The sequence below is a fragment of the Nonomuraea sp. MG754425 genome (genome assembly GCF_021699195.1).
Lineage (GTDB): Bacteria > Actinomycetota > Actinomycetes > Streptosporangiales > Streptosporangiaceae > Nonomuraea.
In genome coordinates this window covers 1-24,716 of sequence record NZ_SSXE01000064.1, presented here as the reverse complement: position 1 = coordinate 24,716, position 24,716 = coordinate 1, and the positions used below count along the sequence as shown (strand labels likewise).

Annotated in this window: 17 protein-coding genes; 9 read left to right on the top strand and 8 right to left on the bottom strand. The window is 71.5% G+C overall.

What is annotated here, in order from left to right:
• Window positions 1-50: 50 nt before the first annotated feature.
• The 3 genes from FAF44_RS22465 to FAF44_RS55880 all read left to right on the top strand — a co-directional run bounded on the left by FAF44_RS22465 (window position 51) and on the right by FAF44_RS55880 (window position 4,441).
• The gene (locus tag FAF44_RS22465; protein ID WP_237105193.1) at window positions 51-1,592 is read left to right on the top strand and encodes an IucA/IucC family C-terminal-domain containing protein; all 1,542 of its coding nucleotides are present in this window, start codon (window positions 51-53) and stop codon (window positions 1,590-1,592) included.
• Between the two features lie 113 nt (window positions 1,593-1,705).
• Complete coding sequence (locus tag FAF44_RS22460; protein ID WP_237105192.1) at window positions 1,706-2,461, top strand: STAS domain-containing protein; 756 nt, start codon at window positions 1,706-1,708, stop codon at window positions 2,459-2,461.
• A 111-nt stretch (window positions 2,462-2,572) separates the two neighbouring features.
• Complete coding sequence (locus tag FAF44_RS55880; RefSeq protein ID WP_237105191.1) at window positions 2,573-4,441, top strand: CheR family methyltransferase; 1,869 nt, start codon at window positions 2,573-2,575, stop codon at window positions 4,439-4,441.
• A gap of 4 nt (window positions 4,442-4,445) precedes the next feature.
• On the opposite strand, the gene FAF44_RS22450 is transcribed toward FAF44_RS55880, so the two are convergent.
• Complete coding sequence (locus tag FAF44_RS22450) at window positions 4,446-5,555, bottom strand: exo-alpha-sialidase (protein WP_237105190.1); 1,110 nt, start codon at window positions 5,553-5,555, stop codon at window positions 4,446-4,448.
• 128 nt (window positions 5,556-5,683) lie between these two features.
• Here FAF44_RS22450 and FAF44_RS55875 point away from each other — a divergent pair, with 128 nt between their 5' ends.
• Window positions 5,684-7,090: an NAD(P)/FAD-dependent oxidoreductase gene (locus FAF44_RS55875; RefSeq protein ID WP_237105189.1), complete on the top strand. Its 1,407-nt coding sequence runs from the start codon at window positions 5,684-5,686 to the stop codon at window positions 7,088-7,090.
• Here FAF44_RS55875 and FAF44_RS22440 read toward each other — a convergent pair.
• The 4 genes from FAF44_RS22440 to FAF44_RS22425 form a co-directional block, all read right to left on the bottom strand.
• On the bottom strand, window positions 7,078-7,515 hold the full coding sequence (locus FAF44_RS22440) for an STAS domain-containing protein (protein WP_237105188.1): 438 nt from the start codon (window positions 7,513-7,515) through the stop codon (window positions 7,078-7,080). The genes FAF44_RS55875 and FAF44_RS22440 overlap by 13 nt on opposite strands.
• A 55-nt stretch (window positions 7,516-7,570) precedes the next feature.
• Window positions 7,571-8,101, bottom strand: a complete 531-nt coding sequence (locus tag FAF44_RS22435) for a MarR family winged helix-turn-helix transcriptional regulator (protein ID WP_237105187.1) — start codon at window positions 8,099-8,101, stop codon at window positions 7,571-7,573.
• Between the two features lie 149 nt (window positions 8,102-8,250).
• The gene (locus FAF44_RS22430) at window positions 8,251-9,246 is read right to left on the bottom strand and encodes a hypothetical protein (protein WP_237105186.1); all 996 of its coding nucleotides are present in this window, start codon (window positions 9,244-9,246) and stop codon (window positions 8,251-8,253) included.
• A 46-nt stretch (window positions 9,247-9,292) separates the two neighbouring features.
• The gene (locus FAF44_RS22425) at window positions 9,293-10,498 is read right to left on the bottom strand and encodes a hypothetical protein (RefSeq protein ID WP_237105185.1); all 1,206 of its coding nucleotides are present in this window, start codon (window positions 10,496-10,498) and stop codon (window positions 9,293-9,295) included.
• Between the two features lie 308 nt (window positions 10,499-10,806).
• Between FAF44_RS22425 and FAF44_RS22420 the strand changes: the two genes are divergently transcribed.
• The 3 genes from FAF44_RS22420 (at window position 10,807) to FAF44_RS22405 (ending at window position 15,397) form a co-directional block, all read left to right on the top strand.
• Window positions 10,807-12,957, top strand: a complete 2,151-nt coding sequence (locus tag FAF44_RS22420) for a transglycosylase domain-containing protein (protein ID WP_237105184.1) — start codon at window positions 10,807-10,809, stop codon at window positions 12,955-12,957.
• Window positions 12,958-13,185: 228 nt separating this feature from the next.
• Window positions 13,186-14,157 carry a LacI family DNA-binding transcriptional regulator gene (locus FAF44_RS22410; protein ID WP_272894856.1) on the top strand — a complete coding sequence of 324 codons (972 nt, stop codon included), beginning with the start codon at window positions 13,186-13,188 and terminating at the stop codon, window positions 14,155-14,157.
• Window positions 14,144-15,397, top strand: coding sequence for a serine/threonine-protein kinase (locus tag FAF44_RS22405; RefSeq protein WP_237105183.1), 1,254 nt, complete (start codon window positions 14,144-14,146; stop codon window positions 15,395-15,397). The genes FAF44_RS22410 and FAF44_RS22405 overlap by 14 nt, the downstream gene beginning before the upstream one ends.
• Window positions 15,398-15,474: 77 nt before the next feature.
• Here the strand turns inward: FAF44_RS22405 and FAF44_RS22400 are convergent, their stop codons facing one another.
• Window positions 15,475-16,860 carry a cellulose binding domain-containing protein gene (locus tag FAF44_RS22400; RefSeq protein WP_237105182.1) on the bottom strand — a complete coding sequence of 462 codons (1,386 nt, stop codon included), beginning with the start codon at window positions 16,858-16,860 and terminating at the stop codon, window positions 15,475-15,477.
• A gap of 262 nt (window positions 16,861-17,122) precedes the next feature.
• Between FAF44_RS22400 and FAF44_RS22395 the strand changes: the two genes are divergently transcribed.
• Together FAF44_RS22395 and FAF44_RS22390 are read left to right on the top strand one after the other, a co-directional pair.
• A complete protein-coding gene (locus FAF44_RS22395) occupies window positions 17,123-18,181 on the top strand; it encodes a lytic polysaccharide monooxygenase (RefSeq protein WP_237105181.1) in 1,059 nt (352 codons plus the stop codon).
• Window positions 18,178-18,702, top strand: a complete 525-nt coding sequence (locus tag FAF44_RS22390) for a hypothetical protein (RefSeq protein ID WP_237105180.1) — start codon at window positions 18,178-18,180, stop codon at window positions 18,700-18,702. The genes FAF44_RS22395 and FAF44_RS22390 overlap by 4 nt, the downstream gene beginning before the upstream one ends.
• Window positions 18,703-19,307: 605 nt before the next feature.
• Here FAF44_RS22390 and FAF44_RS22380 read toward each other — a convergent pair.
• Complete coding sequence (locus FAF44_RS22380) at window positions 19,308-22,067, bottom strand: glycoside hydrolase family 9 protein (protein ID WP_308193360.1); 2,760 nt, start codon at window positions 22,065-22,067, stop codon at window positions 19,308-19,310.
• Window positions 22,068-22,087: 20 nt separating this feature from the next.
• Window positions 22,088-24,716, bottom strand: a 2,629-nt coding sequence (locus FAF44_RS22375; protein ID WP_308193358.1) for a glycoside hydrolase family 48 protein, incomplete at its 5' end; no start/stop codon positions are given.

The following is a 24,716-nucleotide window of genomic DNA, read 5'->3' as shown; positions in this document are numbered from 1 at the left end:
TGGTGCCCACAGCGTAGCTATCAGGCTGGTTACCGGGAAAGGTGAGTCGTATGAGGCGTGCAGAGGCGGAGTTCGCCGCCGAGCTGAGCCGCGTGCGGCCCGATCTCCGCGCCCGCTACGAGGCGGCGCTCCCCGGCGCGCGGGCCGCCGTCCTCGGACGCCTGTGGCGGGGCCTGCTGTACGAGCCGCTGCCCGGCCTGACCGCCGCCGGGCCGTCCCGCGTGCTGCTGCCCGGCGGGCGCGAGCTGACCGGACGGGAGCGCCGGCCGTACGACCTCGGCGAGGAGCCCGTCCTGTGGCTGGACGGCCGGCCCCGCGCCCACCCGGCCAGGCTGCTGGCCGACCTCGGCCTGCCCGGCACCGGGCGCCTGGTCTCCGACCTCGACAACAGCGTGGCCTCGCTGGCGTTGTCACGCGCCGGCGCCTCCCCTCGCCCGGCCGCCACCCCGGAGGAGCACGAGCAGAGCGTGGTGGACGGCCATCCCTATCACCCGGGGTGCCGCAACCGGCCGGGCGTCTCCGTGGCCGAGCAGCTCGCGTACATGCCCGAGCACCGCCCCACCGTCGCCCTCGACCTGCTGGCGCTGCCGCTGCGCGAGTGCCTCGTGTCGGGCCCGTGGCCGGGCTCCCTCGTGGACGGCGACCGGCTGCTGCTGCCCGTGCACCCGTGGCAGACCCGGCACGTGCTGCCCGCGCTCGGCCTGCGCCCGTACGCCACGGGGGTCGTCCCGGCCCGCCCGCTCATGTCCGTGCGCACGCTCGCCCCGCTCGACGGCGGCCCGCACCTGAAGACGGCGTTCACCACGCGGATGACCTCGGGGGTCCGCGACATCTCCCCCGGCTCGGTACGCGACTGCGTCCCGCTGTCGGCCCTGCTCACCACCGTGGCCGCGCGGTGCGGCGGGGCGCTGCGCATCGCCCGCTACCTGGCCGGGGCCGCCGGCGCGACAGGCGGCGCGCCCAGCGCCGACCTGTCGGTCCTGCTCCGCGAGCCCACGCCGCCGGGGACGGTGCTGCCCGTCGCGGCGGTCACCCTCGCGACGGCCCGCGACCCGGCCGCCTGGCTGGCCGTCTTCGCCCGCCTGGCCCTGACGGGCACGCTGGGGATGCTGGCGCTCGGCGTGGCCCTGGAGGCGCACGGGCAGAACCTGCTGGTCGTGCTCGGCCCGGACGGGCTGCCGTCCCGGCTGGTCTACCGCGACCTGGCCGACGTGCGGATCAGCCCCGCCCGGCTGGCCCGCAACGGCATCGAGCCGCCGCCGGTGAGCGCCAGGCTGCTCGACGACGACCCGGCGGTGCTGCGCGCCAAGCTGTTCGGCTCGCTGGTCGGCACCACGTTCGGCAGCCTGGTCGCCGTCTTCGGGCGGCGCGAGCGCGCCGTGGAGTCCCGGCTCTGGGCGATCGTGGCCGCCGCCGCCCGGCACACGTCCGAGACGCTGCCGGACACCCCGGACGTACGCGCCGACCGGGCCGCCCTCCTCGGCGAGCGCCTCCCGGCCAAGGCGCACCTGCTCGCGCGCCTGGACGACGCCCCGCCCGGCGACCGCTGGACCACCCTGCCCAATCCGCTCGTCGATCCGGGGCCTGCCTGAATGCCGAATCGCCTGGCCCTTTGCGCGACGAGGCGCGAGGATGGGTCCGAGCTGGAAATCTGCCGGGCGCGGCCCCACCCGAACGCGCCTCGGCCAGAAAGAGGGGGCTCGCCATGATGCAACTGTCGGTACGCCTCGTCCCGATCGACGACACCACCCTGGTGATCGCGCTCACGGGAGAGCTCGACTCGACCACGAAACCCGTGCTGGCGGCCTTCCTCGACCCGCTGCCGCAGACCCCCGTGAAACGGGTGGTGGTGGCGGCGGGCGACCTGTGGTTCTGCGACCTGAACGGGCTCGAACTGCTCGCCAGGACCCACCGCGCGCTCCGCGGGTCGGGCGGCCACCTGGCGCTGGCCGAGCCGCGGCCGTCGCTGCACCGGCTCGTCGCGCTGATGGCCGAGCGCTCCACGGAGCCGATCCCGGTGTTCGCCAGCATGCCCGAGGCGCTGGCCGCCGCCGGCGTCGAGGAGTACCGGACCGACGAGCCGTCCGTCGGCCGCCGGCACCTGCCGCGCCTGCGGGCCGTGCCACGCGCGCACGCCGGGGGCAAGGAACGGCACCGCTCGCGTCGCCGGACGTCGCCGGCCGACCCGTCCGGGCCGGCGCCCCACCCGCCCGCGCCGCAGGCCGAGCCCGACACGAGCGGGCTGCCGACGGCCATCTACCGCTCGCGCACGCTCCGCGAGCGGGCCCTGAACCAGCAGCAGGCGCTCAACGACCGGCTCACCCGCACCACCGAGGCCCGCACCCGGCTGCTCAGCGCCCGCCGCCGCTGCGACGACAGCCTGCTGGCCCTGCGCCACAGCCTGTCGGAAGCACGCTCGATCCTGACCCGCGACGAGCCGGTGCCGCCGGCCGCTCCCTGACCCCGCCGGCGGCGGCCCCGAACATCATTCGCATGCTGCGATCGGGCATCGGTCACGGCGATCACCCGCGGATGCGCGGGTGAGCAGGCCGGACCGGCGTAGGCTGCCGTTGTGACGACACAGGAAGAGCGTGAATTCGACGATCTCCTCCTGCTCCTCAAGGAGACACGCGGGTTCGACTTCACGGGATACAAGCGCAACACCCTGATCCGGCGGATCGCCCGCCGGCTTGAGGCGCTGAAGCTGCACGACTACGGCGAATACCGTGATCTGCTCGAATTCGAGCCGGAGGAGTTCACCCGGCTCTTCGACAGCCTGTTGATCAACGTCACCGGCTTCTTCAGGGACGCCGCCGCCTGGCAGCGCCTGCGCGAGCTGGTCATCCCCGCGCTGCTCGACCAGAAGCCGGCCGGCCAGCCCATCCGGGTCTGGAGCGCCGGCTGCGCCACCGGCGAGGAGGCGTACACGGTCGCCATGGTGCTGGCCGAGGAGCTCGGCATCGACGCCTTCCGCGACCGGGTGAAGATCTACGGCACCGACCTCGACGAGAAGGCGCTCCAGGTCGCCAGGGCCGGCGCCTACACCGACCGCTCGCTCGCCGACCTGCCGATCGACCTGCGCGAGACCTACTTCGAGCCGGTGGAGAACGGTTTCACCTTCCGCCGCGACATGCGCCGCCAGCTCATCTTCGGGCGCAACGACCTCACCCACGACGCGCCGATCTCCCGCGTCGACCTGCTGCTGGCCCGCAACACGCTGATGTACTTCAACACGGAGATGCAGCTCAACATCATCCGGCGCTTCCACTTCGCGCTGTCCGACCCCGGGTTCCTCTTCCTGGGCAAGGCGGAGATGCTGCTCAACCACAGCGACAAGTTCGAGCCGGTGGACCTGCGCATGCGGCTGTTCAGGAAGATCAGGACCGCCGGCCACAACCACCGCGCGCCGTGGTCGGTCACCGGCGCCGCCGCCGACCTGGCCTCGCGCCTGCCGACGCTGGCGTCCGTGGCGCTGGCCTCCGGCCCCGTGGCCCAGATCGTCGTGGACGTGTCGGGCAACCTGGCGCTGGCCAACTCCAAGGCCGAGGCCCTGTTCAACCTCAACCCGCGCGACGTCGGCCGACCCTTCCAGGACCTCGAGGTCTCCTACCGTCCCGTGGAGCTGCGCTCGGTCATCGAGCAGGCCCGCCACGACCTGCGCCCGGTCGAGCTGCAGGAGGTGGTCTGGCACCGCGTCGGCTCGGCGGGGGCCGGCGTCTTCGACGTGTCGGTCGTCCCGCTGCTGGCCTCGGGCAACCTGGTCGGGATGGGCATCCACTTCTACGACGTCACCCGCTACCGCAAGCTCAGGGACGAACTCGAACAGGCCAACAACCAGCTCGAACAGGCCTACGAGGAGCTGCAGTCGCTCAACGAGGAGCTGGAGACGACCAACGAGGAACTCCAGTCCACCAACGAGGAGCTCGAGACCACCAACGAGGAACTCCAGTCCACCAACGAGGAACTGGAGACGATGAACGAGGAGCTCCAGTCCACCAACGACGAGCTCCAGCACATCAACGACGCCCTGACGGCCCGCACGATCGAACTGGACGAGGTCAACAGGTTCGTCTCCTCGGTGGTGCGCAGCCTCGGCGACGCCGTGGTGGTGCTCGACGACGACCTGCGCGTGGTGGTCTGGAGCCCCGGGGCCGAGGAGCTGTGGGGGGTGCGCGCCGACGAGGCCGTGGGCGAGACGCTCACCGGGCTCGACATCGGCCTGCCCCTCGATCTGCTCCTCCCGCGCCTGCGCGCCGCGCTCGCCGACGGCTCCAACCCGCTGGAGGAGGTGGAGGGGCTGGTGCTCGACGCGGTGAACCGCCGGGGCCGGCCGGCCCCGCTGACCGTGCACCTGTCGCACCTGCGCACCGAGGACGACGTCGTACACGGCCTGATCATGGTGCTCAACGTGCTCAACCCCGACACGGCCGCCGAGCGGTGACCGGCTACCCGGTGGACGCGGCCAGCTCGGAGACCGGGATGCGGCGGAAGGCGATGCTCTCGTACGGCCCGAAGTCGCCCGTCTCGAACAGCAGCCCCACGGTGTCGGCGTCCACTCGCACCAGGTCGGAGTAGGCGGCGGGCAGGCCCGACACCGTGTGCGCCACCCGCCACGTGACGCCGTGGTCGTCGCTGGCGCGCACGGTCATCAGCGCCCGCGCGTCGGGGGCCGCCGGGCCGGAGAACAGCAGCACGTCCGGCCCTTCGCACCACAACACGCTGCCCTCCACCACCGGCCCGGCCAGCCCGGCCTGCGGCCGGAACGGCAACTCCAGGCTCTGCCCGCCGTCGGAGGAGCAGGCGTCGGCCCGGGTGCCGGGGGCGGTGGAGTCGGTGCGGGTGTTGACGTAGAGGCGACCGCCGGGCAGTTCGGCGGCGGTGCTCTCGTTCACGTTGACGTACCCGTCGGGGTTGTCGTCCACGTATCCGATCCGCCAGTTCTGGCCGTCGTCGTCGCTCAGCAGCGCGTGGCCGCCGTTGTACCTGCCCTCGGTCCCGTCGTCCTGGCCGGTGGGCGGCAGCGAGTGGTTGGCGGGCACGACGAGACGTCCGGCGTGCGCGCCCTGACGCAGCACGAGCGCGTGCCCCGGGGTGGTCGCGTACCAGCGCCACTCCGGCCGTTTCACGCTCCCGGTGATCTCGCGCGCCTCCGACCAGGTGACCCCGTCGTCTGCGCTGACCTGCACGAACACCCGGCGTCCCGCGGCCGGCTCGACCTGGCCGCGCCGGATCTTCGCCTCCGTGGCCGCCGCGCCCTGCCGGACGAAGACCAGCACGATCCTGCCGTCGTCCAGCACCATGGGGGCCGGGTTCCCGGCCGTGCCGCGGCCCGGCTCCGTCGCCACCACCCGCGCCTCGTCCCACGTCCGGCCGCCGTCGGACGACCGCTTGAGCACCAGGTCGATGTGCCCGGAGTCGGCGGCCGAACCCCGCCGCCCCTCCGCGAAGGCCAGCACCGTACCGGCCCCGGTCACCACGGCCGCCGGGATCCGGAACGTGTGATAGCCCTCCGTACGCTGCCGGAAGGGCACCGAGGTGGGGTGACGATCAGTCATGCGGGCACGCTACGACTCTCGGGTTAACGCGCCGCGACGTGCGCGGTACGCCATGGCGAACGACGCCCAGGGGGCCGGGCGTGAAAGCATCGCATGGAGAGCCGGACAGAGTGGTTGTGGAGGCAGGGGTGGCTGACGAGTTCGATGTGATCGTGATCGGCGCGGGGCCCGCGGGCGAGAACGTCGCCGACCGGGCCGTACGGGGCGGCCTGACGGCGGCGATCGTCGAGGAGCGGCTGGCCGGCGGCGAGTGCGCCTACTGGGCGTGCGTGCCGAGCAAGGCGCTGCTGCGGCCGATCGATCTGGCGGGCGAGGTGGCGCGGGTCCCCGGGCTCTCGCTCGGGCCCATCGACGTGACCGCGGTGCTCGCCCGGCGCGACCGGACCGTGTCCGATTACGACGACTCCGGCCAGGTGGAGTGGGTGCGCAGCGTCCCGGCCGAGTTCGTCCGCGGCCGGGGCCGGCTCGACGGGCCCAGGCGGGTCCGCGTCACGACCGAGACCGGCGACGAGCGCGTGCTAACCGCCCGTCAGGCCGTCGTGATCGCCACCGGCAGCACCGCCGCCGTGCCGAAGACCCCCGGTCTGGCCGAGGCGGCCCCCTGGACCAGCCACGAGGTGACGGCGGCCACCTCGATCCCCGGCCGGCTGGCCGTGATCGGCGGCGGCGTGGTCGCCTGCGAGATGGCGCAGGCCATGCACGGGCTGGGCGCGCGGCAGACCACGATGCTGGTGCGCGGCGGCGGGCTGCTCAACCGCATGGAGCCGTTCGCGGGCGAACTGCTCGCCGAGTCGTTCGCCGAGCAGGGCATCGACGTGCGCACCCACACCGAGGCGGTCCGGGTCGAACGTCCCGAGCCCGGCGGCAAGGTGACCGTGCACCTGGCGGAGGGGCCGCCGCTGGAGGCGGACGAACTGCTGGTGGCGACCGGCCGCCACCCCGCGACCCGCGACCTCGGGCTGGACACGGTGGGCCTGCCCGACGGCGCGACGGTTCCGGTGGACGACAGCATGCGGGCCACCGGGGTCGCGGACGGCTGGTTGTACGCCGTGGGCGACGTCAACGGGCGGGCGCTCCTGACGCACATGGGCAAGTACCAGGCCAGGATCTGCGGCGACGTGATCGCCGCGCGGGCGCGGGGCGACGAGCTGCCCGCCATGCGCGACCTCGCCGACGGCTACGGCGCGCCGCAGGTCGTCTTCACCGACCCGCAGGTCTGCGCGGTCGGCCGCACCGAGGCGATGGCACGCGCGGACGGCTTCCGGATCCGGGTCGTCGACTACGACATGGCGGCGGTCGCGGGGGCGTACCTGCTGGGCGAGGGCTACCGCGGCAAGGCCAGGGCCATCGTGGACGAGGACAGGAAGGTGCTGCTCGGCGTCACGTTCGCCGGGCCGGGCGCGGCCGAGCTGCTGCACGCCGCCACCATCGCGGTGACCGCCGAGGTGCCGCTCGACCGGCTCTGGCACGCGGTGCCGTCGTTCCCGACGGTGAGCGAGATCTGGCTGCGGCTGCTGGAGACCTACGGGCTGTGACCCGAGACGTCCGGCGCGGGAGGGGGTGAGAGTACGTCCGGCTCGGTGGCGGCGCGCTCTCCCGGCCGCAGTATCAGCTCCGCCACCGTCTCCTCGACGGTGTCACGCAGCTCCACGTGCGTCAGCAGGTCCGTCAGCCGCAGCGCCGACAGCAGGTGGTCGGACGGACGGATCACGATGATCCGGCCGCTGCCCTCCTCTTCCATGCGCTGCATGGCCATCGCCAGCACGCCGATGACGGACGAGTCGAAGAACTCCAGCTCGGCCAGGTCGAACACGAGGATCGGACCCGGCGACCAGTCCCACACGGCGTTGATGCGAGCGCTGAACCTGACCCGTCCCGCATGATCGAGAACGCCGCTGGCGCGCATGACCGTGCAGTGGAGGTGCCTGATCGTCTCGATGGTCAAACCGCTGTCGCCCACACGGGTTCCCTGCCCGCTCAGCGTCGTTTTCACAGGTGATCGTCATTTTTCCGGCTCATGGGGCGTCGGCGTCCCCGCGGTCGCCCAAGGGGCCGCCGGCCAGCTTGCGCATGAGCAGGGAGAGCGTCTCGACGTCCTCGGGGGTGAGCGGGGCGGCCAGGCGGGCGAGGTTGGCGGCGTGCTCGGTGAGCGTATCGTCGATGACCCGCAGGCCCTGCTCGGTCAGCCTGACGCGGAAGCTGCGCCGGTCGGCCGGGTCGAGGCTGCGCTCGACGAGACCGGCGGCCTCCAGCCGGTCGAGCCGGTTGGTCATGCCGGCCCGCGACATCATCAGCACGTCGGACAGCTCCGACGGGATCAGCGTGTACGGCGGCCCGGCCCGGCGCAGCGCGGCCAGCACGTCAAACTCGCCCTGCCGCAGGCCGCGCTTGGTGAAGACCCGGTCGACCTGGGGCATCATCAGCCGGGTGAGCTGGGCGAGCCGGCCGAAGACGCCCATGGCCGACAGGTCGAGATCGGGGCGCTCGCGACGCCACTGCTCGATGATCCTGTCGATGGCGTCGATCCCGCCGGTGGCCTCGCCCATGACCTCGCATCCTAGTCTCGCCCGGCCACGCCGCCCGGACCGCCGCCCGGGTGCGCGGATCCGTGGTCAGCTCGCGGCCGAGGCCGGTGCGTGGACCCGGGACCGGTGCACGGCCGGGGCCGCTTCGCGGTGCCGGGAGCCCGGGGTCGTCAGTGGGCGGTGCCGGATTCCAGGGTGGGCAGCGCGTCCGGGCAGGGGCCGAGGAGCACGAGCAGCGGCGAGCCGGTCGGGCTGTCCAGCTCCAGCTCGGTCACGTTGCCGCGCACGCGCTGCTCGGGCGTCCCGAGGTCGCCGTCCCGGACGCTGATCACCCGCTCGACGGACGGCGCCGCCGTGTGCAGCAGCTTCCTGGTGGTGTGCCGCAGCCAGCGCAGCTCACTGTTGACCCGCCGCCACGTCGCGGGGATCAGGCTCACCGGCTCCGCCCGGGTGCCCAGCCGCAGCGTGATGCGCCCGCTGGACCCGAAGCGGTCCTTCAGCACCGGGTTGACCACGAACAGGCCGGAGCGCAGCACCCGCGCGCCCTGCCGGTGGACGTTCGCCAGCCCGCCCGCGCTGATCAGCGAGTACAGCTCGCAGCGTGCCCCGTCCAGCGTGTCGGGGTCGTAGTCCACCGGCGGCGGCTCCTCGAAGACGACCTTGTCCAGCCGCACCCCGGCCACCCCGTCAGGGGTGATCCGCTCGGCCACGGCCGCGCGCGCCTCCTCGCAGACGCCGTCGCCCTCGGTGATGTCCAGCACCTCGACGCAGATCAGGCCGTCGTCGGGGATCTCCTCGGGCGACAGGTCGAAGGCCACCCTGGCGTGCGCCTTCTTGCCGCGCAGCAGCACGCACTGGCGCAGCCGCCCCTGTGAGCGGACCTGCACGAGCCGCGGCAGCGAGCCGGCCTCGGGCTGCCCGCCCGGCAAGCCGGTCACCGAGCGCTCGTCCGTCGACAGGGACACCGACACCCGCAGTGCCCGTCCCTGCGCCGAGACCTTGAACCCGGCCAGCCCGGACGTCTCGAACCTGCCCACGACCTGGCTGCCGCGGCGCAGCCGGTCGGCGACCTGAAGCGCGGGGATCCGGCCGTTGGTCACGTGTACGGGCGGAATGATGGGAAGTATCACCTGGTCCAGGTCGGTGGTTGGTCCTGAGCTGGTCATCGGTTGCTCCTGGGAGGAATCGGTCCGTCCGGGTGGTGGAAGCTGCTCATCGGGCACGCGCCAACGGGGTCAGCGCGGCCGGGTCGTGGAAGTCGAAGCGGGTGAGCAGCGGTTCGCGCCGCTCCCACATGCGCCCGACCGCCCCGTAGAGGGGATCTCCGCCGGGCTCCACGTGCCGCAGGTTGACGGCGAGCGCACGCGCGTAGTCGTCCTCCTGCTCCCAGCGGGGCAGCAACTCGCTGGGCACGTCGCCCCCGCAGCGGCGCAGCCACAACCACAGGCGGGCGCGCTCGCGCTGCTCGGGCCCGAGGATGGTCTCGCCCTTGGCGTGCCGGGCGACGGCCTCCTCGAGCAGCCGCCGGTGCTCGTACGGCGAGCCGGACACGTGCGTGGCCCCGCAGGCGCCGCCCTCCGACCAGCCGGCCTGGATGACGGGGACGCCGAAGGCGGGCAGGTCGCTGCCGGCGAACGTGACGCCGACGTCGGCCATGCTCCACAACATGGTGGGCGACAGCGTCTCCGCCACGTGCCGGACGCGGGGCCGGTCGCCGGTGGGCACCGGGTCCACGAAGAGCCAGTTGGCGTGCTCGTCGGCGGCGGCGAACTCCCGCGTCACCTCGAACAGCTCGGCGTCCCGCTCCGGCGCGTGGCCGAGCACCGCGATCGTGGGCCGGTCGGCGTCGAGGCCGAGGCGGGCGCAGCCGTGGTGGCGGAGCTGGCGGCGTTCGGTCTCCGTACGGAACTGGTAGTCGCCCGTGGCCCGCCAGGTCACCCGCTCGGCGCTGCGCCTGATCAGCTCCCGGTGCGGCCAGACGTGCCGCTCGAAGAACGCCCCGACCCGGGCGGGCAGCTCCTCCTGGATCGAGCACGGCCCGTGGTCGGGAAAGAGCGCGTACGCCTTCAGCGTCCCCGTGCCGTGCACGTGCACGACAGGGATCTCCCTGGGCACGGCCCGGTCGGCGCGGCTGGTGACCAGCGCGGCGGGCGGCACCTCGGGCCGCAGCTCGCGCGCGGCGCCGAACGCGTCGGCCAGCGTGCTCCACTCGGGCCGGGTCAGCACGACCAGCCGGGCCGAGAGCAGGCCGCAGACCGCCTTCGCGACCATCAGCGTGCGCACGACGACGCGCAGGTCCTCGTCGTACGTCTCCGCGACGACGCACCCGTCACCGCCGGGCCGCTCCCCCCAGCAGGAACCGGCCGCGGCGAGCAGCCGATCCACGTGCCCGCGGTCACCGCCGACACGACGACGCATAAAGCCCTCCACCAAGGCCGGCGATAAATGCCCTGGCAGACGTTGCCAGACGGGACCGTCCGTGCCGCGCCGGGCACGCGGCTCTTTGCCGGGGCCTGACGGATTCTCGACCCGCCGCGCACACCCGCCGGGACGAACCGGCCGCGGGCCGCGCCCCGCGCGGAAATCAGGTCGCGCGTGAAAGCCCGTTCCACGCGGCGAAAACTGCGAACCATCTGGCCGGGCCGAACGTCCAAGTTTTTACATGGATCACGCCATGCCCGGGTTTAGGATGCAGCGTATTGCCTGGAGGGGGAGGGTTTACCAGCATGGGTTCCCGTTTGTCGAGTGTCGCACGCCTGACGGCGGCGGCGGCCGCGGCCGGTGTGGTCGCCGCGGCCATCGCACTGCCGGCGGTCGGGGGTACCGGAGCGATGTTCGTCTCGGCATCGGAGGACCTCGGCATCAAACCCGAGGAGCTCAAGGAGCCCCCGCTGGCCGAGAAGACGACGATCCTCGACGCCAGGGGCAACCCGATCGCCCAGTTCTACGAGGAGTACCGCGAGACGATCACGCTCGACGAGGTGGCCCCGATCATGAAGACGGCCATCATCTCCATCGAGGACTTCCGCTTCTACGAGCACGGCGCGATCGACATCGAGGGCACCGTCCGGGCCCTGGCCAAGAACTTCACCTCCGGCGGCATCGCCCAGGGCGGCTCGTCCATCACCCAGCAGTACGTCAAGCAGGTGCTGCTGAACTCGGCCACCTCCGACGAGGAGCGCAACGCCGCCCTTGAGGCCAGCTACGCGCGCAAGCTCAGAGAGCTGCGCTACGCGATGGCGGTGGAGGAGAAGTACAGCAAGGACGAGATCCTGGAGAAGTACCTCAACATCGCCTATTTCGGCGCCCACGCCAACGGCGTCGAGGCGGCGGCCAAGCGGTTCTTCGGGGTCAAGGCGTCCGAGCTGAGCCTCGTGCAGGCGGCCACCCTGGCCGGCGCGGTCCAGGACCCCAACGCGACCGACCCCAACCTGGGCAAGAAGCAGCGCGAGCGGCTGCTGCACCGGCGCAACGTGGTGCTCGACCGGATGGCCGAGCTGCAGAAGATCACGACCGCGGAGGCGGCCGAGGCCAAGAAGAAGCCGCTCGGCTACAAGGGCACCCCGCTGCCGGGCGGCTGCGAGGCCAGCACGTATCCGTACTTCTGCATGTACGTCCGCAACGAGGTCCTGAGCAACAAGGCGTTCGGCAAGTCGGCCAAGGCCAGGAACCAGTTCCTCAACCGGGGCGGCCTGACGATCCAGACCACGCTCGACCCGAAGATGCAGCGGGCCGCCGAGGCCGCGATCAAGAAGCACGTCTTCGCCTCCGACAACCCGGTCGCCTCCGAGGCGCTGGTGGAGCCGGGCACGGGCGCGATCAAGGCCATGGCCGCCAGCCGCAAGTACGGCAACAACAAGCGCAAGAAGGAGATGTCGTTCAACGTCGTGGCGGACGCCGTGCACGGCGGCGGCGTCGGCTTCCAGGCGGGCTCGACGTTCAAGACGTTCACCCTGATCACGGCGCTCAGCGAGGGCATGAAGATCAACGACGGTTTCACCGTCGGCAGCGGCTACCGCGCGCCGTACTACTCGACGTTCAAGAACTGCAAGGGCGAGAACATCGGCGACCCCTCCCACACCGTCACCAACGACGAGGGCGGCGGCGGCTTCAAGTCGCTAGCCACCGGCACCTGGGGCTCGGTCAACACCTTCTTCATGAAGCTGGAGGAGCACGTCGGCCTGTGTAACACGATCAAGACCGCGAAGTCGCTGGGCATCAAGCGCTCCGACGGCCTGCCGCTGACCGAGTACGAGACGTTCACGCTGGGCACCAACGAGATGGACCCGGTGACCGTGGCCACCGCCTACGCGGCGATCGGCGCGCGCGGCAAGTACTGCAAGCCGATGGTGATCACCAAGATCACCGACCGCGACGGCAAGGCGACGGACTACAAGCCCGAGTGCAAGCAGGCCCTTGACCCGGAGGTCGCCGACGCGGCGGCGAGCATCCTGTCCGGTGTGTTCACCCAGGGCACGATGCGCAGCGTCGGCGGCATCGGCCGGGCCGCCGCCGGCAAGACCGGCACCACCGACGCGCAGGCCACGGCCTGGTTCGCCGGGTTCACGCCCGACCTGGCGGGGGCGGTCAGCATCGGCGACCCGCGCGGCGCGCAGAACTACAAGCTCAACAACGTCGTCATCGGCGGACGGTCCTACCCCTCGGTCTTCGGCGCCTCGATCCCCGGGCCGATCTGGAAGGACACCATGCTCGCGGCCCTGAAGGGTGTTCCGGCCACGGAGTTCACCCCCGTCAACAGCGCCCGCTTCGGCGGCTGCGGCTCCGGGTGCCGGCCGGTGGAGCGCTCGTCGGAGCCCGAGAACGACGACGACTCCGACGGCCAACTCGAGGACGCGGACATCTCCGATTTCGGGTGATCACCGATAGGAAGGTTTTCCTTATCTCCGGATACGACAAATCGGGCACGGATAATATGCTGTGATCCACATCCGGCACAGAAACCTCTGCCGGTGACGAGGGCCCCTAGCTGAGCAAATTCGGAGTGCGTCCGCACAGAGGGACGCACTCCTTGCAAAGGCCCTATTAACAGCGGCGAAACATTGGTAACGTGGGAGCGCTCCCAGGATCTTTCCGCGAGGTGCTCCATGACCGAGCAGCCCACACTGGCACAGGTGGCGGCCGCTGCAGGGGTTTCCCCCGCGACCGCATCTCGAGTCCTCACAGGCTCGGTGCGGGTCAGTACCTCGACCCGCCGCCAAGTCTACGACGCCGTGTCCCGAATGGGATACGTCCGACAACGCGCACCCCGGGGAACGGCCGCCAAAACCATGGCCGACGGCGTCACAGCCGTGATCTGTGACCACCTCCCCCGGCTCTTCTCCGAGCCTTACTACGCCAGGCTCCTGTCCGCGGCCGGCGCCGTGATCGCCGAACACGGCACCCACCTCATGGTGACCACCGTCACCCCCACCTCCTCCACGCTGCCCGCCTTGTCCGGCGCGGTGCTGATCGTCGGCGCCCGAGAGCGCCATCCGCTGGCGATCAAGTTATCCACCTCGGGCGTTCCCGTCCGCAACATCGGACGCCCGCCCCACGACCTCAAACTCCCGTTCGCCGACGTCGACAATTTCGACGGCGGCCGTCAGGCGGCCGAGCACTTCCTGCTCACCGGCCGCCGCAACGTGGCCGCCATCGGCGGCCCGCCGTCCCTGCCCGGCGCCCGTGACCGCCTGGAGGGCCTGGTCCGCACCCTCCAGGCGGCCGGCGCGCCCGACGTCCCCGTGGCCTACGGGGACTTCACCGCCGCGTCGGGCACCCACGCCATGCAGTGGTTGTTACGCCATGCACCGGGCCTGGACGCCGTCTTCGTCGCCTCCGACCTGATGGCGGCGGGCGCGATCCAGGCCCTGCGCAGAGCGGGACGCAAGGTGCCGGCGGACGTCGCGGTGATCGGGTTCGACGACGCCCCGGTCGCCAGGCACACCGTCCCGGCCCTGACCACCATCCGCCAGCCCGTCGAGGAACTCGCCACGGTCGCCACCCGGCTGCTCCTGACGGGAGCGGCGGGAGTCGATCCCGTACTCCCGACGGAACTGGTCATCCGTGAGTCGGCTTGAGCCTGGGGACGTACTGGCCCGCAGGTATCTGTTGCTGGACCCGCTGGCCCGCGGGGGCATGTCGGTCATCTGGCGTGCCTTCGACCAGTCCCTGCACCGGATGATCGCGGTCAAGGTGCTCACGGCCTCGCTGCACACCGACACCGGGGAACGGGTCAGCGTGCGCAGCGAGGCCCGGGCCGCGGCCCGGTTCATCCATCCCGACTCCATCGAGATCTACGACTACGGAGAGACCGTCACCACGAGCGGCGGCGTCGCGGCGTACGTCGTGATGCCGCTGCTCGACGGCACTCCACTGGCCGAGCGCGTCGAGAAGGGGCCGCTGCCGTGGCCGGAGGCCGCGGCCATCGCGCTGCGGCTGGCGCGGGTGCTGATGGCCGGGCACGCCCGCGGCCTGGTGCACCGGGACGTCACGGCGGAGAACGTGCTGCTCACCGACGACGGCCCCAAACTGCTCGACTTCGGCATCGCGGCCTGGGCCGGGGACCCCGACGACGACCGCGGTACCCCTCCCTACGTCGCCCCCGAGCGGCTGCTCGGCGTGCCCACCCACCCGGCCGTGGACGTCTACGCCCTCGGCGTGCTGCTGCACACCATGCTCACCGGGCGCACCCCCTACCCGGGGACGACGTGGGAGGAGATCGAGGTCGCGCACCGGACCGAGCCGCCGCCGCGCGTGCCCGGTGTGCCGTACTCGCTCGCCTCGCTCTGCCAGCGGTGCCTGGCGCACGAGCCGGGCGGCCGTCCGAGCGCGGCGCAGATCGTCTCCGGGCTCACCTCCGTGCTCGGCACCGCGACGCTGGGCCGCCAGGTGCGGCGCGGGCTCACGGTGGCGGGCTCGGCGGCCATCGCGCTGTCGGCGCTGCTGTGGTTCCAGCAGACGTCACCGCCCGAGCCGATGCCGAAACTGGCCCAGCCGTCGCCCACTCCCACGGCGAAGCTGATCGAGAGCTCACCGTCCGCGGTGCTCACCGTGGAGCAGGCCGCCGACGGGTTCACGACCGTGCTGCGGGCGCGCACCCCGTGCGGCGCGACGGACGACGACGTCGTCCTCGACCTCACCCAGGTGCTGCAGAACGCGCTGGCACCACGGCACGGCCCGTCGGAGACGTCCTCGGCGACCAGGAACCTGCGTCAGAAACTCTCCGACCGCCTGCGCGAGGGCCGGCTCACCCCCGCCTGCCTGAGCGAACTGGAAGCCCGCCTCGACGACCTCGACACCGCGCTGCGCCACGATTGACGAGGGGTACGGCAGCACCGGCCGTACCCCTCCGCCGCGCGGGCCGGGCCCCTCGCAAAGCCTGCCCGCGCGCGTCCTCATGAGCAGGCGTACCCGCCGGGCACCTGCGTGTTCCCCGCCGGCCGCGTCGCCTGGTAGCCGAAGGACGTGCTGCCGCCCGGCGCGAGCGCGCCGTTGTGCGGCAGGTTCCTGACCGTGACCGTGCCGCCGCCGACGGTGTAGGACGCGTTCCAGATGCCGGTGACCGTGTGCCCGGACGGCAGCGGGAAGGTGACCGTCCAGCCGGTCATGGCCGAGGAGCCGCGGTTGGCGACGGTGACCGGCTGGATGACGTACCCGTCGGGCCAGGCGTTCTGGGTGGTGGCCGTGACCGCGCAGCCACCGCTGCCGCTGCCGGGCAGGGTGGTGACCGTGACGGTCGCGGAGTCGGGCGAGAGGTTGCCCGCGCCGTCCCTGGCCCTGATCCGGTAGCGGTAGGTGGTGGCGGGGGTCAGGCCCGTGTCGGTGTAGGACGTGGTGGTGCTGGTGCCGGCCCGGGTGAAGGTGTCGCCGGTCGCGCGCATGATGTCGTAGCCGGCCAGGCCGCTGCCGCCGCTGTCGGTGGCGGCGCCCCAGGTCAGCGTGGTGCCGGTCGCGGTGGTGCCGGTCGCGCCGGGGCTGCCGGGCGTGGTGGGCGGGCTGGCGTCGCCCGAGCCACCGCCCGTGCCGAACGAGAAGGAGTTCACCGCGAGGCCCGCGCCGCCGATCCAGGGCTCGAAACCGGCCTGCACGCTGGTCAGGTACCACGACCGCTGGCCGTAGCCCCTGGCGACCACGTCGGAGTAGAAGGTGTCCACGGTGAAGTCGAGCGAGGTGACGGGCGAGGTGCGCACGTACGAGATCACGTTCCAGCCGACGTTGCCGAACCAGACCTGCCACGTGCCGCCGGCCAGGTTGGCGGTGCCGACCTGGGAGCCGATCGGCTGGACCGGGCCCTGGTGGTTGAGCCAGATCATCAGTTCGGCGCCGGTGTTCTGGCCGTCGGTGCGGGGCGTGGGGTCGAACCACAGGTCATAGGAGGCGTTGTACGCGCCCGAACCCGGGTAGGTCATGCTGACGCTGCTGCGCAGCGCGGCGAAGCCGGAGGCGCTCGTCTGCATGGGCAGGTTGCTGCCGGTGGTGCAACTGGCGTAGTGGCAGCCGGCGTAGATCGACGGGTAGCCGGCGGGAGCGCCGCTGGTGGAGTTGTTGTGGCCGGCCTGGGTGACGGTGAAGCCGCCGCTCTGGTTGACGTCCACGCACTGGGCGGTGCTCGCGCCCCAGACGTTGTTCTGCACGATGTAGCGGTTGCTCTGGATGCTCGCGGAGCCGTACTTCTCGCAGAGCACCGGCGCGGCCTGCGCCGGTGCGGCGAACAGGCCCATGACGAGTGCCGCCCCGATGATCAGGTGTCCCAGGACGCGGTGGATGTGCGCGTGCCTCATGACGTGTTGCTCCCGCCTCTCTGACAAGGGAGTGTGCTGGGAGCGCTCCCAGCTCTCAGCCTCCTTGCGGCCCGCGAACACGGCAAGGGACGCCGCCCGCCACCGGCGCCGAGCGGGCCGGGCCACCAGCGGAAACCATGACCAAGATCGGCTGAAAGTTTCACCGGTCGTTGTCGGATCCGCGCCGAACGTGATTCAATGCGCTGGCCGGGCGGGCAGGACGTGGGCACGTTTCCTCTGTCGTCAGCGCAAGGGAATCCCCATGAAGTTGTTCAAGTCGGCGGCGGTCACCGCCGTCCTGGTCCTCATCACCTCAGTCCTGATGGCGCCCACCCAGGCGCAGGCCCACGGCGTGTCGATGTTCCCCGGCAGCCGCACCTTCCTGTGCTGGCAGGACGGCCTGCGGGACAACGGGCAGATCATCCCCTACAACCCCGCCTGCGCCGCCGCGGTCAACCAGAGCGGCGCGACCCCCCTGTACAACTGGTTCGCGGTGCTGCGCTCCGACGGCGCGGGCCGTACCACCGGATTCATCCCCGACGGGCAGCTCTGCAGCGGCGGCACCGGCGGGCCCTACGACTTCAGCGCCTACAACGCGGTCCGCTCCGACTGGCCGCAGACCCACCTGACCTCCGGGGCCAACATCCAGATGCGCCACAGCAACTGGGCCGAGCACCCCGGCAAGTTCAACTACTACGTCACCAAGAACGGCTGGAACCCCGACGGGCCGCTGAAGTGGTCCGACCTGGAGCTGTTCGGCAGCGTCACCGACCCGGCCAAGTCCGGCGGCGCCGGCGGGCTCAACTACTACTACTGGAACGCCCAGCTCCCGTCCGGCAAGAGCGGCCGGCACATCATCTTCACCCACTGGATCCGCTCGGACAGCAGCGAGAACTTCTACAGTTGCTCCGACGTCGCCTTCGACGGCGGCAACGGCGAAGTGACCGGAGTGGGCCCCGGCGGCAGCACCCCCGGCCCGACCCCGACGGTCACGCCGACCGTCCCGCCCAACGGCGCCTGCACGGCCACGTGGAAGGCCACCGACAACGGCTGGGCCGGCCACTTCACCGGCGAGGTGACCGTGAAGAACACCGGCACGAGCGCGATCAACGGCTGGACGGTCAACTGGACCTACACCGGCGGGCAGGCCTTCGACGGCTCACCGTGGAACGGCGTGCTGTCCGGGCAGCCGCCCAACGTGTCGGTCAAGAACGCCACCTACAACGGGCAGCTCGCGGCGAACGCGTCCACCACGTTCGGCTTCAACGCGACCGGCTCGATCCCGGCCACCGCCCCGGCCCTGACCTGCACCAGCCCGTGATCAAAACCCGTCGCGGGCTCATCGCGACGATCGTCACCCTGGCCGGCCTGACGCTGGCCGGGGTGACGTTCCTCGTCGCCAGGCAGCCCTCATCGACGCTGGACGACGAGCTCGCCGCCCAGGTGACCCTGATCCTGGAGCAGGCATCGCCAGGCGAGCACCACGCCCACGGGCACAGCTTCGACTCGCGCGTCGTGTGCGCCGTGGAGCCCTTCGGCACCGAGCCGCCGGACGCCACCTCGCTGGTCGAGGTGCGCTGGGTCTACGCCCGCCACATGTGCGCGATCACCGGGGAGAGCCCCGACTGGGCGGCGTCCGTACGGGCCTCGGGGCCGATCGCCGTCAAGATCGACATTCCGCCCGAGGTGCGGGTGCCCAAGTCCGGCGCCGGGTATCCGGACCGGGTCAGGCAGCTCATCCCGGAGCGCTACCACCAGCTCGCGTTCGAGGAGTTCTCGGACGACGCGGCGATCGAGGCGGCCCAGCAACGGTTCGCCCTGGCCTCCTCGACCGCGAAGTGAGCACCCCTCCCGCCACGAGCGAACACGGGTTCCCCGTGGCGGGGTGAACGGGGTTCCCGCGACGCGATGAGCGCGGGCCCCGTGGGGTGCAGCAAACGCGGGTCCCCCGCAACGAAGCGCGGATCCCCGGGGACGCAGTGAGCGGGGTCCCCTGCGGCGGCACCCTGGAGCGGAGCGGGCGCGGGTCCACACGGTCGAGTGAGCGCGGGTCGCCCAAGCGCTGGTGCCCTGCGGCGGGGCGCGTGCGCAGGTCCCCAAACACAGGTCCCCAAACGCAGGCCCCCAAACGCAGGTCCCCAAGCGCGGGGTCGCCTGCGGTGCGGTGAGCGTGAGCCCCTTGCGGCGGGGCGGGTGCGTGGCAAACGGACGCGGCCGAGCAGAGGTTTCGGCCGCGTCCGTCCCATCCGGGCGGGATGGTGTGGGGCAGGGTTGGATGGGTTGTGCCTCACCTCCTCATACGCGCCCGCAGGTCGTGGAGTTCAGCTCGCGACACCGCCGTCCGGCCGACCCGGGGCGGAGCCGGCGTGGCGCGAGGTGTTCTCATGCGGCGCCTTTCCTCGATGGAGCCGCCCCCGCCGCTGTTGCGGCGGGGGCGGAGTCTCGGGTCAGGTGAGGGTGCAGGTGATCGGGTCGGGGGTGGTGGAGGTGCCGCCGGCGATGAAGCCGAAGGTGGTGGTCGCGTTCGGCGCGAGCGCGCCGTTCCACGCCTCGTTCTTGACCGTGACCGTCCCGCCGGACACGGTGTGCTTGCCGCCCCAGAGCTGGGTGATCGAGCCGGCGGAGCTCCAGGTGACCGTCCAGGCGCTGGACGCGGACGTGCCGGCGTTCCGCACCGTCACCTCCGCCTGGTAGCCGTCGCTCCACGAGTTGACCAGCTTGAAGGTGGCCTCGCAGCCGCCGGCCGGGGCCGCGGTGGTGGTGAAGGCGGTGCCGTCCGACGCGGTCGAGCTGTTGCCCGCCGCGTCCCTGGCCACCACCGTCACCGTGTAGGCGGTGCCGGGCGTGAGTCCGGTCAGGTCGAACGACGTCGTCGTGGCCGTGCCCGCCTTGGCAGCGCCCAGGTAGACGTCATAACCGCTCACGCCGACGTTGTCCGTGGACGCCGCCCAGCTCACCCGCGCGCCCGAGGCGGTGATCCCGGACACCGAGGGTTTGCCGGGTTTGCTGGGCGGCGTCCCGTCCGCGGTGCCCGAGGTGGTGAACGCCGTGCTGTCGGACTGCGCCGAGGTGTTGCCCGCCGCGTCTCTCGCCACCACGTGGGCGGTGTAGGCGGTGGACGGGGTGAGCCCGCTCAGGTCGAACGACGACGTCGTGGCCGTGCCTGCCTTGGTGGACCCCAGGTAGACGTCATAACCGGTCACGCCGACGTTGTCGGTGGAAGCGGTCCAGCTCAGCCTGGCCGAGGAGCCCGTGACGGCCGAGACCGCGGGCTTGCCCGGCTTGCTGGGCGCTGTCGTGTCCGCTTCCACGGGACCCGGGGGCTCACCCCAGATCTTGGTGGCGCCGCTGTGGAGGGTGATGTGGTCCGTACGCGCCGGCGTCGTGCCGGGCGTGGTCGGGATGTTCTGGTAGGACCAGTCGTTCGCCGGGTCCCAGGTCCCCGAGCTGGTGATCCTGAACTGCACCTCCCTGCGGTGCTGCGACTGCCCGGCGGGCGCGATGGCCTGGCCCGAGCAGTCGATGGCCACGTAGTACGTGCTGCCGCTCGCCTGGTGCAGCGTCGGCGCGGCGCACTGCGTGTAGGCCGACGACACGCTGATCTGCGAGGCGGTCGTCGAGCCGTCGAGGGTGAAGTAGTAGCGGAACGAGCCGTCGGACAGCACCCTGGCGGGCCAGGCCGACTGGTTGCGCACGATGGCCTTGATCTCGGTGAAGGTGCTGCCGGAGGCGTTCACGCCCGCCTCGACGAAGATCTCGGGGCCGTCCGGGGTCTCGCGGGCCGGGAAGTTCGCGGCGGGAGCGCCGCCGTACTCCTTGTAGAGGCGGGCCAGCGCGCTGGTGAAGCCGGCGTTGTAGTCGGTGGCGACCTCGTTCATGACGTAGTCGTCGCGCTTGTCGGTGTAGGCGTCGTTCGGGTCGGGCGGGCCGCCGACGAGCGCGCCGTACAGGGTGTGCCGGGTCAGCTCGGGGTTGGTGATCTGGTCGGTCCACGAGCCGTGCGCCGTGCGGTGGTGCGGGTTCTTCGGCGGGTTGGCCCCGAAGCCGATCAGGTACGAGGAACTGCGCGGGTTGTCGCCGAGCGCGTAGTTGATCTGCCGGACCGCGAAGTCGTGGTAGCGGCTCTTACGCGTGGCGTCGGTGATCGTGTCGCTGTGCACGAGCGCGGCGAACGCGGTGTTGGCCGCGTACCGCAGCGAGCCCCACCGGTCCAGCACCGCCTGGCCGCCCGGCGAGTACGCGACCTTCGCGCCGTTCACGCCGACCGTCCACCAGTCGAGCCAGCGGTTGGCGTCGTCCAGGTACTGCTGTTTGCCGGTCAGCTTGTGCAGCAGCACGTACGCGCCGTACGACTTGTCGTCCCAGGCGATCGTCCACTTGTACGACTTCGTGCTGGTCTGCGGCTCGGTGCCCAGGTCGGCGTAGCCGCTCTCGGCCCTGGCCAGGTAGGAGGCGTCGTTCGTGGCCCGGTAGAGCCAGATCGCGCCCCAGACCAGCTCGTCGTTGTAGCCGCTCCACGAGTTGTAGTAGCCGGACGCGTCGGTGATGCACTCGCTGTACTTCTTCCTGACGGTGTCGGCGAAGGAGTAGAGCTGCTTGGCGTGCGTCACCAGCGTGTCGGCGTAGGAGGGGTTCGTCGGGCGGAAGACGATCGAGGAGGCCGCCATCGCCGCCGCCGTCTCGCCCGCCAGGTCCGACCCGCCGCACGAGGCGTCGATCTTGTACGCCGGCCGGTTCATCGCCATCGCCTCGGCCGGGCCCCACCAGGCGTGGTCCGTGCCGCCGTTGCCGACCTGCCCGTAGAGTACGTTCGGCGACGGGTGGGCCTTGATGAAGTAGTCGTTGACGAACTTGAGGTTGTCGAGCAGGTGGGTGAGCTGCCCCGAGCCCGCGTACGCGTCCCGGTACTCGACCGCGCCCCAGGCCAGCATGGTGGCGGAGAACGCCATCGGGAAGCCGAACTTGACGTGGTCGCCCGCGTCGTACCAGCCGCCCGTGAGGTCCAGGCCGGCGTCCTTGCCGTCGTTCAGGCCCGAGGGCCCGCGCCAGGAGACGCGGTTCCAGGCGGGCAGCGCGCCCGACTGCTGGGCCTCGTAGAACCAGAGCGACTTCTGCAACGCCTCGCCGTAGGCGAAGGCGGGTGCGGCGTGGGCCGCCGGCCCCACCCCCACGGAGAGGGGCAGGACCAGCGACGCCGCAGCGATCATCGCTGCCTTTCGCACGGAGATCACGGGAAGAGCCGCCCGTACTCGGCCAGGGCGACGGCGACGTCCACCTGCGCCCAGAACCGGTGGTAGTTGAAGACCGGCGCGGGGCCGGAGCCGTTCAGGAACGCCTCGACCCTCGGCCAGTCCGGGTCGTCCTCGTAGAAGGACCTGATCGACAGGAACGTGGAGTTCGAGTTGATCGGGTCGCCGTTGGGCATCTCGCCGCTCCAGCCCGGCGGCACGTACACGGGGTCGTCCACGCGGCGGTAGTCGGTCTTGGTCTCGGGCACCGACACGCCGGCCGCGTCGCGGTTCGTCCAGACGCCGTCGAGCAGCGCCTTGGCGGTGTCACGGGCCTCGGCGTGGTTCGCCTTGGCCGCGTAGTACATCAGCGCCTTGGCGTACGCGCCGGCGACGCCCACGTCCTGCGTGTGGTCCAGGACGGTCACGTGCAGGCCCGGGTTGGCCGGCGGCATGCCGGTGGTGGCGCTGAAGCTGCCCACGGGCTGGCCCGACCACTGGAGGGTGGACGGGATCTCGTAGCTGCCGTCGGAGTTGACCGTGGTGTTGTCCAGCGCCCACGAGACCCACTTGTCCAGCAGCGCCTTGGCGTCGGTGTTGCCGGTGGCGTAGTACAGCTCCGCCACCCGCTCCATCGTCCACGCCTGGAAGCCGAACCACTGGTTCGACGGCGGGTCGTGGTAGACCGGCTGCCAGTCGTAGGCCATGCCGTGGAACTTCGGCAGGTTGGACGGCGGGGTGGCGTAGTGGCCCTCCCAACTGTTGGTCGCGCCGCCGGCGATCGCGCCCTCGGCCGACTGCAGCCAGGTGTAGAACTGGAGCTGCCGGGTCAGGCTGGTGCTCCAGTCGGCCACGCCGGTCGAGCTCTTGGGCTTCAGCTCGGTGACGTTGGCCAGCGCCCAGGCCGCGAGCGGGTTCTGGTAGCCGGAGTGGTTGTGGCTGGAGCCGATGCGCCAGGCCCAGCCGGCGCTGGAGTCGGTCGCGCCGCCCCAGGCGTAGTACCAGCTCAGCAGATAGTTGGAGGCGTTCTTGCCGGTGCCGGCCGGGCACGAGGGGCTGGTGCAGCCGGGCTGCTTGAAGTACTTGTCGTACATCGAGTAGCGCAGGTAGTCGCCCATCTTCGCGGCCTTGGTCACGGTGGCGGAGATGTCGCCGGCCTTGTTCTGCTCCTTGGCCCAGGTCAGCGCCCAGTAGGCGGCCTGGACGGCGCGGGCGTCGGCGTCGGGGGCGTTGGTGTACTTCCACTGCTTGGCGTACGAGGCGTCCTTGGTGAACAGGTCCAGGTAGCCGTTGGTGCCGCCGAAGGCGAAGGTGTCGCAGGACGGCTGCGGGATCGTCTCGAAGACCGACTCCTCCGGGCCGCGCTGGTAGGTGTTGATGTAGGCGGGCCTGGTGGTGCCGTCGCCACAGCGGCCGAAGCCGTAGGTGTTGTCGACGTCCAGCAGCCAGTGCATGCCGTAGATGTCGCGGGTGCCGTACGCGGTCTGCAGTTCGCTCGCGATCGGGTCGGTGCCGACGCTGACGCCGGAGTCGAGCTGCGACGGGTAGTTGCTGATCGTGTTGGACTCCGGCGCGTACGTGGCCGGCTTCGAGGCGTTGTAGAAGGAGTTCGTCGGCTGGTCGGCGGTGGCCGGGATGATGTACTTCTCCATCGAGGCCCACGCGTTGTTGAACTTCGACCAGTCGCCGGTCACCCGCCCGTACGCCGCCTCCAGCCACAGGTAGTAGCTGTAGGCCTCGGACGTGGTCTCGTGGCCGTGGTCCGGCGCCTCGACCATGAACGTCTCGATCGAGTGGTACGGCACGCCCTCGGGCGAGAAGTAGCCGTTGGCCGGGTTGTGCAGCTCGTTGTAGAGCTCGACGAAGCGCTGGACGTACACGTTGCCGCCGCCGACGTCGTCGTCCGCCTCGGTGGCGGTCACGTCCACGGCGGTGTAGCCGGTGGCGCTCACCCGGAAGACGGCCGAGCCCGCGGTCGTGTCGGTGTCGTTGGCCGCGTTGATCGTGAAGTTCTGCGCGGTGTTCCAGTTCGCGGAGGTGAAGGTCCGGCTGGTCGGGGTGGCGACGGTCAGGTCCGTGTCACCGCTGACGCGGGCCACCGAGACGGTCACGTTCGACGAGGGCGCCTGCGAGAGCCGTACGCCGAAGTTGGCGCTGCCCGCCTCCGGCACGGAGATCGCGGTGGGGCTCACCACGAGCGCGGGGCCCGTGTTCTGCGAGACCGTGATCCCGACCGGGGCCGAGGTGGTCACCAGGCCGGCGTTGTCGGTGGCCCTGGCGGTGATCGAGTAGCTGCCGGCCGCGACGTTCGTCCAGTTGTAGCTGTACGGCGTGGAGGTGTCGGTGCCGAGCAGCGTGGAGCCCTGGTAGAAGTCGACCTTCGCGACGGTGCCGTCGGAGTCGGCGGCGTTGGCCGTGATCGGCACGGTGGCCGGGGCGGTGAACTGCTGGCCGGCGGTCGGCGAGGTCAGCGACACGGTGGGCGGGGTGCCGGTGCCGCCGCAGGTCACGCCGTTGACGCTGAACGAGGTCGGGTTCGGGTTGGTGCCGGTCCAGGTGCCGTTGAAGCCGACGGAGACGGACGCGCCGGTGGCCAGGCTGCCGTTGTACGACAGGTTGGTGCCGGTC